Here is a 4,589-nt window from a genome sequence, read left to right as displayed (position 1 = left end):
ACCGGTTAGGCACGGATCGCGCAAGTCTGGCTTGACAACTCGGTAAATTCAGGCTACAATGTATTGCCTTCACGTGGCGGAGTAGCTCAGTTGGTTAGAGCATACGGTTCATACCCGTAGTGTCGGCCGTTCGAGTCGGCCCTCCGCTACTTATTTTTTTGCCTGTATTTCACCTCGAAGTGGGGATGACCATGGGACGATACGAATATATCGAACATACCGCCGATAAAGGGGTTGAAGTTTGGGCGGAGACGCTGACGGAGTTGTTTGAAGAATCTGCGCGTGCTCTGATCGCCTTTATGGTGCCCCTCGAAACCTACAAACCCATTGAAACACGAGAAATCCAGCTTTCTTCATTCGATCTCCAAGCGCTCTTTGTCAATTGGCTGAGCGAACTACTTTTTATCTTTGACACGGAGAGCTTCCTGCCAGTCGATTTCCTAATAAACGAACTTGATGATACTTCTTTGAAAGCGATCGTTGTCGGAACGTTTATTGACCGAACGGATGTCGCTCAATCCGGTTCACAGGTGAAGGCGATTACTTATCATCGGTTGGTGATCGAAGAGCTTCTCGAGGGTTGGCATGCGCGATATTTTGTGGACGTCTAGCAGGTACTTATACTTGCTGCCGCAAAGCCTGTGTGCAAGGTATTATGCAGATACGATAGCTATTCGGAGGATGTAAATGCCACGTGTTGAAAATACAGTACTTGTGAATGCGCCAAAAGAGAAGGTTGTTGAGGTCGCCCGTGATTTCGAAAAGTATCCGGAGTATATGAGCGATCTGAAGTCGTTGAAAATTACTGAACAAAGTGATGACCATTCCCGTGTTGTTGCCGAATGGGCCGCTCTTATCCCGCAATTCAAGCTCACGATTAAATGGACACAGGAAGATATTTGGGACGAAGCTGCCCAAACCGACCGGTTCAAGCAGGTGAAAGGTGATTATGACAGCATGGCTGGGGAATGGCGTTTCATTGAGCAGGATAGCGGCACTCGTATTGACTCGATTGTGGACTATGAATATACCGTCCCACTTCTGGGACCTTTAGTCCAAAAAGTCATTTTCAACATTGTGAAACAGAATCTCCAGAAGTCTTTAGAAGCCATCAGAGTCCGAGCAGAAGAATAAATTAAAAAAGGGGCCTTAGATAAGCCCCCTTTTTATTATGAGTTTATTTCACTGATAGGACTTTGCCGGTTGTGGCATCGAGCACTACAGTGCCTGCGCCATTTGGGGCTAAGTTGTTTTTACTTCCTGAATTATAAGCGCCCATGAACGAGCCGGTGACGACAAGCTGATTGCCAACCACCTCGACTTTATCAGGCGTGTTTGTGATACCCTTCGTTCGTTCGCTTGCTAAATAGCTGGTGAGTCTTCCTGTGTTGCTATCAAAGAATAAATCAATCGAAGTGACCGAAGCATAAACACCATTTGTTCCGACTAAGATACTTGGGGCTGGGAGCGCGCCATTATCTAGCGCAAGATAAGTAATGAGGTCGGCGGAAACGGCAGTGCCTACCAACAAGCTTTTATCGCCGAGATACAAGGTATTGAAGCTGATTGTGGTGCGTGTAGTGGCATCAACCCCTATCACTTCGGCGATACTGCGGCCAAGCTGGGCAACAATGACACCACCGAGAGAGAGGCCAAAGCGATCGGAATTACCAATATAGGTGCGTAATGTCGAACCGCCGCTTATACGCGGTTGAACGTTGTTGCCTGTCGAAAAGGCGATCTGTGTTGCGCTGGTCCCATTAGCATTGGCTAAAAAGAGTTGATAGTTGGGAGCATTGGCAATTGCTGAGTAGACGATTTTCTGGCCATCAGGGGAATACCAGGGCTGCATTTTGGAAATGCCGTCACTGGTGATCTGGATATCAGTACCGGGAACGTTCACCGTGTGGCGGTAGAACTCTCGGTTGGAATATCCGCCATCCCGTTCGAAAAGAACTGCTGTGCCGTCAGGCGCCCAAGTCGGGAAGATATCCGGGGTTGCGCCAGTTGAAAGCTGAGTGACATGCCCTCCGTCATAATCGCATATCCAAATCTTATTCACACCTGTGCGGTTACTCACAAAAGCGATTTTCGTGCCGTCCGGAGAGAACACGGGCATCGTGTCATCAAAAGCAACGTTCGTTACTTGAACAGAGGCGCTACTGTTATTGCAACTCATGACATAAAGGTGCTTGTTGCCTCCTACATTCGCCGAATAGACGACCTTGGAGCCATCGGAAGAAACGCATGGATATTCTTCATTTACGGCGTTGTTGGTCAGACGCCATAAAGCGCCGCCGGTGTTATTCATGCTATAAATTTCAGGCGAACCGTCTCGGTCGGTGAGAAAGACGATAGTTTGGCCATTCGCTGAAATACTTGGGTAGCTGTCACTGGCAAGAGTCTTCGTCAGACGGATCAGGTTCGACCCGTCTGTGTTAATCATATAGATTTCATTATTTCCGTCGCGATTGCTCGTGAAGACGATCTTCGCCTGATTGAAGAAAACCGAACCGGAGTCATAGCTAAGCAGCGAGATATCTCCGCCATAAATCGCTGTAAAACTGGCAAGGCCAGTTGATAAAATTGTATCGACTAAAGCTGGGCTTCGCATCGTAGCCGTGAGGCCATCGCCCACAGTTTTAGTCTGAATATCTGTCCCTGAACTCGACACTGAGTTGCCGCCGCCTCCGCATCCTGCCAACATCAGCATGATGCAAAGAGCTATCAGCCCACCAAATATGTATTTGCTTCGCATTAAAAAGACCTCCGTGATATTAACCCGTCAAAATCATTCCACCCAATCCAACCCACAGCAAAATTATTGGTATTTAATACCAATTACGAAAGGGGGAATATGGTGTTATGTGATAGGTTTTAGCCTTTAGTCGTATAGTATCAATAGGAGGTGAATCGCGATGGTTACCGATCCAGTTTGCGGCGCTGAAATCGACCCTGAGGATGCGACGGCAACATCCTTTTGGCTAGGACACACTTATTATTTTTGCTCCCTCGAATGCAAAGAGGAGTTCGACTTGGAACCGGCCCGCTTTACACAACCAGTATCTGAAACGACTTGGTATTCGAACTTATCTCCATAATGGCAGGGGATATTTTATATAACAAACAGCCTGTTAGTTGCTTCCAGGCTCACTATCTTGGAGTAATGATAAACGTCAGCTCCTTCAATTCGTGTGGGCGCTTCGATGATAAAATCCGCAAAATCGGGCGCATTAAAAGCCACGAACGCCAGCCAAAGCCGTTGGACATTAAGTTCGATGTGTTCAGATAGATCGGGAAATACAATCGGACCGGTGTCGATTTGGGCGATGTTTGTCGACTTGCGGGTATTTAAAGTCTTTACAGGGTACTCGATAATCGCGCGCATTTTTGTATCGGAGTTCCAGATTTCCGTTTGAGCAATAATGGGGCGCATACTTTTAGTGGCTTCGAAAACGTCTTCTACTTCGCTGCATAAAGGTTCAACCAGATGGTAATTCTGCCCTTCCCACATCTCGTCAACCAGCATGCAATCTTTATAATTAGGGTTCAAATTGGCCTTGCGGCGGAAAATAACGCCATGTTCAGGGCCAAAGATGGGGATGAAGTCGTAATTGTCCTTCATAAAGAGGTCTTTGGGCGCAAAGGTATCCTCACTCTTGCACGAGCCGCACTGAAGATAATCTTCATGCTTTCCAGTGCTTTCATTAATAATGCGCGTACGGGACTCGACCCAGAAACGCACCTCATTCCATTCTGCTTTCCCGATAACAAACGAAAGGCCATAATCGATTGGTTTCATATATTTCTCTCCTGTGATAGTACTTTATCTTAGCTATAACCTTACCTTTACCCCTGTCCGGTTTGAAGCGTGATTGAGTTTAATAATTAATTGGCGAGAATCGGGGAGGTATTTCCAGCCGGATTCTACTGTATTTAAATCTGTAATCTCGTTTATTTGCCTCGAATCAGCCTCAACTCTTGAGGGCTTGTTAGTATTTGAAACTAACACAGCGGTTTGGGTGTAGGGATAATAACCGACTGTGAAGGCTAATTCACTCCCTTTTAGCTCTAAGGGGGAGAGATTACCGACGGTTGAGACAACCACATCTCGGACATGAGCTGAGTGGATGAACGGATCGGCGTTATTCAGTATTAATAGGTTGAGTTCCAATAGACGCGGGTTAAGGTCCAAATGGTATTCTTCCTTGCCTTTTACGATGCTATAAGCATCAGGGTACATGCCGGCGTCGGATGAGTATTCGGAGGCAATATATTCTGCTTGTTGAAGGCCGCAGAGGGTGATACCTTCGGCGACTTTGGCCCAATTGGTTTTATTGTCATAGGGAGCAAGCCGCATCAGAGCGCGTGCGTATTCCAAACCGACCCATTGCACTGCATTGCCATACCACGGCTGTGAATTTTGCCAACTCACGCCGAAGGCAGGAATACTTGCATAGCGCATAATCGGCCGGTCGTAGGCGGACCATAAGTAAATAAAAGGCAAACCAGTCCTCGCCCAGTAGCGTGCTCTATCGAGGTAACGTTTTTCACCGGTTATCTGAAAAGCACGAAAATAAGCGTTAACG

General features: G+C 47.0%; 6 protein-coding genes and 1 tRNA gene. 4 read left to right on the top strand and 3 right to left on the bottom strand.

Features of this window, described 5'->3' with window-relative positions:
* The first annotated feature begins 75 nt into the window (after positions 1-75).
* The 3 genes from WCO51_09915 (at position 76) to WCO51_09905 (ending at position 1,134) form a co-directional block, all read left to right on the top strand.
* A tRNA-Met gene (locus WCO51_09915) sits at positions 76-149 on the top strand.
* Positions 150-191: 42 nt separating this feature from the next.
* Positions 192-611: an archease gene (locus WCO51_09910; protein ID MEI6513573.1), complete on the top strand. Its 420-nt coding sequence runs from the start codon at positions 192-194 to the stop codon at positions 609-611.
* A 76-nt stretch (positions 612-687) separates the two neighbouring features.
* Positions 688-1,134: an SRPBCC family protein gene (locus tag WCO51_09905; protein ID MEI6513572.1), complete on the top strand. Its 447-nt coding sequence runs from the start codon at positions 688-690 to the stop codon at positions 1,132-1,134.
* Between the two features lie 43 nt (positions 1,135-1,177).
* On the opposite strand, the gene WCO51_09900 is transcribed toward WCO51_09905, so the two are convergent.
* Positions 1,178-2,758, bottom strand: a complete 1,581-nt coding sequence (locus WCO51_09900) for a DUF5050 domain-containing protein (protein ID MEI6513571.1) — start codon at positions 2,756-2,758, stop codon at positions 1,178-1,180.
* Between the two features lie 160 nt (positions 2,759-2,918).
* On the opposite strand from WCO51_09900, the gene WCO51_09895 reads away from it, so the two are divergent.
* Positions 2,919-3,101 (top strand): YHS domain-containing protein, encoded by a 183-nt coding sequence (locus WCO51_09895; protein MEI6513570.1) that lies wholly within the window; start codon positions 2,919-2,921, stop codon positions 3,099-3,101.
* A 14-nt stretch (positions 3,102-3,115) separates the two neighbouring features.
* Here WCO51_09895 and WCO51_09890 read toward each other — a convergent pair whose 3' ends face one another.
* Both WCO51_09890 and WCO51_09885 read right to left on the bottom strand, forming a co-directional pair.
* A complete protein-coding gene (locus WCO51_09890) occupies positions 3,116-3,802 on the bottom strand; it encodes a hypothetical protein (GenBank protein MEI6513569.1) in 687 nt (228 codons plus the stop codon).
* Between the two features lie 33 nt (positions 3,803-3,835).
* On the bottom strand, positions 3,836-4,589 hold a 754-nt coding region (locus tag WCO51_09885), incomplete at its 5' end, for a hypothetical protein (protein MEI6513568.1).

The sequence above is a fragment of the bacterium genome, from assembly GCA_037131655.1.
Taxonomy (GTDB): Bacteria; Armatimonadota; Fimbriimonadia; order Fimbriimonadales; family JBAXQP01; genus JBAXQP01.
This window is presented reverse-complemented; position numbering and strand designations above follow the sequence as displayed.

Bases quoted from the DNA above. Each gene is read 5' to 3' on its own strand.
- WCO51_09890 (MEI6513569.1), bottom strand. From the start codon at position 3,802: ATGAAACCAATCGATTATGGCCTTTCGTTTGTTATCGGGAAAGCAGAA.
- WCO51_09895 (MEI6513570.1), top strand. From the start codon at position 2,919: ATGGTTACCGATCCAGTTTGCGGCGCTGAAATCGACCCTGAGGATGCG.
- WCO51_09910 (MEI6513573.1), top strand. From the start codon at position 192: ATGGGACGATACGAATATATCGAACATACCGCCGATAAAGGGGTTGAA.
- WCO51_09900 (MEI6513571.1), bottom strand. From the start codon at position 2,758: ATGCGAAGCAAATACATATTTGGTGGGCTGATAGCTCTTTGCATCATG.
- WCO51_09905 (MEI6513572.1), top strand. From the start codon at position 688: ATGCCACGTGTTGAAAATACAGTACTTGTGAATGCGCCAAAAGAGAAG.